At 69.2% G+C, this 4,436-nt stretch carries 2 protein-coding genes and 2 pseudogenes; 1 reads left to right on the plus strand and 3 read right to left on the minus strand.

Annotation, left to right across the window (positions count from 1 at the left end):
• Positions 1-1,172 (minus strand): annotated as a pseudogene (locus AB0I32_RS27130) (hypothetical protein); the annotation flags it as partial.
• A gap of 272 nt (positions 1,173-1,444) precedes the next feature.
• On the opposite strand from AB0I32_RS27130, the gene AB0I32_RS27135 reads away from it, so the two are divergent.
• Positions 1,445-3,091 carry a LuxR C-terminal-related transcriptional regulator gene (locus AB0I32_RS27135; protein WP_357511817.1) on the plus strand — a complete coding sequence of 549 codons (1,647 nt, stop codon included), beginning with the start codon at positions 1,445-1,447 and terminating at the stop codon, positions 3,089-3,091.
• A 21-nt stretch (positions 3,092-3,112) separates the two neighbouring features.
• On the opposite strand, the gene AB0I32_RS27140 is transcribed toward AB0I32_RS27135, so the two are convergent.
• Both AB0I32_RS27140 and AB0I32_RS27145 read right to left on the minus strand, forming a co-directional pair.
• Entirely contained in the window at positions 3,113-4,159 is a 1,047-nt protein-coding gene (locus AB0I32_RS27140; RefSeq protein ID WP_357511819.1) for a hypothetical protein, read from the minus strand.
• A gap of 103 nt (positions 4,160-4,262) precedes the next feature.
• A pseudogene (locus AB0I32_RS27145) lies at positions 4,263-4,436 on the minus strand (ABC transporter permease); the annotation flags it as partial.

Consider the following 4,436-nt stretch of genomic DNA (forward strand, 5'->3'; position numbering starts at 1 on the left):
GCCCGGCCGCTGTGCAGCTGGTAGAGCGTGTGCATGTACTGCGCGACCTCGGTCCCGGCCGCCATCCGGTAGGTGTTGTCCCACGTGGTGCCGCCGCTGCCGGTGTGACCCCGGGCCCAGCCCGAAGAGTAGAGGCCGGGTGTGGTCCACGCCTTGGACTCGGTGTTGTTGGCGGGATCGTCCTGCGCGGTCGCACCCGTCGGTGAGGTGTAGGTCGGCGCACTGGAGGTGAGCTGGACCGAGCCCGCGGCGTCGGTCAGCACCCGGATCCAGATCGATCCGCTGGCCAGGGCGACCTCGTCGGTCGGCAGCCTGTTGCCGGCGGAGTCCAGCGTCGGCGGGTTCGTCGGCTCGTAGTCGATTCCGGTCAGGGTGAGCCGGAAGGTGTTGGGGCCGGTCTGGACGATCTCACAGCTGTCCACGAAGGAGGTCAGCCGGTCCGCGGGATGGTTGCCACCGGACCACGGGTGGCCGTCGGCCGCACCGGCCGTGAACGGCGCGCACTGCTGAGGCGCGATCTCGATCGCGCTCCCCTGCGCCGAGGCGATCGTCAGGTCGTAGGTGACCGTCTGCGGACCCGACTCGCTGCCCTTGTCCTTGCTCAGGGTCCACTGGAGGTCCATCTCGAAGTACCCGCCTCCATAGAGAAAGTGCGGCGTACCGGTGTCCCAGCGGATATCCATGCCGAACGGGTTCTCGATGTCGATCGGGTCCAGGTCGACGGTCTGCCCGGCGATCGTGCCCGACGCCGTGAGCTGACTCCCGGTCGGCCCGTACACCTCGATCGGCGTCTGAACCACGACGGCGGTGCCCTGGTCCCTAGTGCCGAGGTTGCAGGTCAGGGTCGCACCGTCCTCGGAGATCACCGAGACCGGGTCGACGCCGTCGGCGAGGCACGCGTCCGGCAGCTCGCCAAAGACGCCGTTCTCCAGCGTGACGCTGAACGTCACGTTGTCCACCGGGTCGTTCGACGGCGCCGCGGCATCGTCATTGATGTTCACACGCCACACACCGGTGACGACGTCACCGGACGCCGCGACGGCTGGCGTGCCCTCTTCCCACTCGCCCGTGATCTCGTACACGGTGTCGGCGAAGGCGGCGGGCGTTGCCACGAAGAGCCCGGCGCAGGCCGTCACGACGGCCACCGCGCCACCGATCAGGCGAGTCTGCAACCGGGGCCGGCCATCCCCGGCTCGCTGCGCTCGCAAGGACTGGCGGTGCTTTCTCGTACGGTCTGCCTGGTGCCGTTCTGACGGACTGCGCATGGGCTTCCTTTCCTTCTCGCACGCGCCCCTCGCGTGCCCAATGCGCTTCCCATAAGACGGTGATTTGACCATCTCTATTCGATGAGACGGCAAAGATCATCAATGCTGTCATCAGTTTTGAGGCAAAATTCACCCACACTGCCCGGGCGTCCACAACGTTGCAGAGGCATGATCCGAGGGTGCCTCTTTCATCCGATGAACCGCACTCACCCAGCGACACATTCGTCCATTCGGGGCTGATTTCCGGTGATCTCGACCAGATCGAGACTTTGTTTGATGCCCATTGGTATGACCTACCGAACAGGTTCGGCCCCGAAGTGCTGCGGACGGTCGAGGCAATTCCCGCCGCGGTGTTCGAGAGCCGCCCCCGGCTGCTGGACGCCGCCCTTCTCGCGTACCTGCGCACGGGCCACGCCGAGGGAGACGACCACAGGCTCCGCCGGGCGCTGCAGTTCTACGTGGTGGTCGGGCAGCGCTACGGCATGCGTCTTGGTTCGTTCAGCCGGTCCGGTGATCTCCTCGCGGCCGGCGCCGCCGCCGTCATCTCCGGGCGCATGCGCGGCGACTACAGCGGGGCCGAGCGCATCGGCGCGTGGACCGACACCCACATGACGCTCGGCGCGGTGCAGCCCGTACCGCCCTGGAAGCCCGCCGCGGCGGCAGCCCGTCCCGGTTGGCTCTCCGCCGAGCGTGGTCTCACAGCGACGCTCGGAGGGTCGCTCGATGAGGCGACGCAGCTGTTCACGCGCGCCCTCGCCGAGGCGGGCGAACCGCCATATGCCCACTACGCCGGCACGAGCGCAGCGGCAAACCTCGCTCTCCTCAGCGCCTGGCGTGGTCATCTCGATCTGGCTCGCAGCTGGCTCGAGGTGTTCGAACGCTCGGGCTCCCTTCCCGACTGGCTCGGGCACCAGTGCGGCGCAGGCGCGGCAACGGCCCGTGTGCTCATCGCGATCGACGAGGGCGATCCGGACACAGCGACCGATGCCCTTCGTCGCATCGGACCCGCGACGGAAAGCGTGGAGCTCTGGCCGTTCATCGCCTTCGCCGACGCGAGCTACGAGGCGCACTTCGGCGACCCGCACCGGGGCCTCCGGGCGCTGGATGCCGCCCGGCAGAGGCACGGAGCGCTCAGCCCCGATCCCACGACCATGGCCGGAGAACTCGTTCTGCGCGCCGAGGCAAAGCTGCTCCTCCGGGTGGGGGCCGGCACGCGGGTGCTGCATCTCTCCGACCAGCACGCCGAGATCGGCTCGCTCACTCTGTACGCCGCCTGGGCGCATCTGCTGGCCGGGGAACATCACGAGGCGATGCGGCTGGCCGCGGAAGCGACTCGGCACGACGAGCTGCCCCTCAACGATCAGATGGGCCTCCGGCTCGTCGAGGCCACCACCCACCTGAGGACCGGGCATCCTGACCGAGCCCGGCTCGCGTTCCTGTCGGCGATCCGCTTGCGTGCGAGCCGAGCGCACGTCTCACCGTTCCTGGCTCTTCCCGACGCCGAGCTCGACGAGCTCGCCCGGCTGGCATGCGTGGTCAATCCGCTGCATGGCGGAACAGTCACCGCTCGGTACAACGCACCGCCGTCGAGTCCGCTGGTGCACCTCACCCCGCGAGAGCACGAGGTGCTCCGGGCCTTGAGTACCGGGCAGACCGCGAAGAAGACCGCAACGCAGTTCGGTGTCTCGGTCACGACGGTCCGCACGCAGATCCGCAGGATCTATCAGAAGCTGCGCGTCTCGCACCGCAAGGAAGCGCTGGCGAAGGCCGAGTCGCTCGGGCTTCTTCGCGCGCCCAGACTGCCCTCCCACGACCGGGTCGGATGACGCAGGGCGACCAGGTGACCGCTACGAGTCGGCCGCGCGGCAGATCGGGTCCTGCCATCGCGCCGTCGTCCCGGCCTCGGAGCGTGCGGCGACCAGCGCGGACATGAGCGAGACCTCCCGCCCGCCCGGCTCGCTCGCCGGCATCTCGACCGGACAGACCGCGCGGCCGACGACGTTCCTGGTGGGGATCTGCTCCAGGGCGCCGTCGTCGCGCAGGAGCAGCAGGCTGACGTCGTCGACGTTCACGACCATGCCGTCGTGATACCTGGAGCTCGTCGCGCCGGGCGTCCCGAGGCCCTCGACGACGACCCGCTCGTTGGGCAGCCATCGTGAGGAGGCGACGGGCACCCAGAGCGACCACAGCAGGAGGAGGACGAGCAGCAGCGCCGGGTAGGCCCGGTCCGCGAGCCGGATCCAGCCCGGCGCCTCGTGCGCGCGCGCCAGCACGAAGAGCGTCACGGTCACCGCGCCGATGACCTGGTAGAGCAGCAGGAGCAGGTCGCCGCTCACGGCGGCGGAGATCAGGCCGATGAGGAACGCCAGCGCCGCGAACACAGCAAGGGCCGCACCGGTCCACAGGCTCGTCCCTGCCGCCCGGCTCCTGACGTTCAGCTCGTCGAGCGGGAAGCCGTCGACCCGACCGCTGACCCGGAAGTCGAGCCGCCGCATCCACGAGACCCAGGCGTAGAACGCGAAGATCGCGACGGACGCAGCCGGCAGGCACAGGATGCCCGCCACGACGAGGACGGCGAACGGGTCGATCCGGCCGGGCCGGGCCCGGATGCGGCGCTGCAGCACGACGCCGAGGACGGCGACCGTCGCGACGAGGTCGGTCCAGGTCGCCAGGACGAGGCTCAGCGGATTGACGTGCTGGATGACGGCGAGCGTCGCGTTCGCGTCGCCGCGCGTGATCGACCAGACGTTGAACGCGATGAGGACGAACGGCGCGATCGGTATCGCGGCAAGGAACAGGGGGTCCTTGACGAGTGCCCCGAGGCCCGTCTCGTCGCCGGGCCCCGGCGGCGTGCCGATCTCACCGGACCGGTCGATCGCACGCTCGTCGGACATGGCGAGAACCTATCGGCAGGATTGCCGCGGCTGAAGAGCCGGGTGCGATGTCGGCGAAGCCCCTCTGTCTCACAGGGAGACAGAGGGGCTTGTCCGGTTCGTCCTAGCTGATCTTGCGGCGGTAGGCCGACATCGCGAAGAAGTAGGCGACGGCGAGGATGCCGACGCACCAGCCGAGGGCCACCCAGATGTCGGTGCCGACCGGCTGCTGGGCGAGCAGGTCGCGGATCGTGTTGACGATGGACGTGACGGGCTGGTTCTCGGCGAACCAGCGCAC

The sequence above is a fragment of the Promicromonospora sp. NPDC050249 genome (genome assembly GCF_040656015.1).
Classification (GTDB): domain Bacteria; phylum Actinomycetota; class Actinomycetes; order Actinomycetales; family Cellulomonadaceae; genus Promicromonospora.

Excerpts from the sequence above, each read along its gene's own strand:
- AB0I32_RS27140 (WP_357511819.1), bottom strand. The coding sequence starts at position 4,159 with ATGTCCGACGAGCGTGCGATCGACCGGTCCGGTGAGATCGGCACGCCG.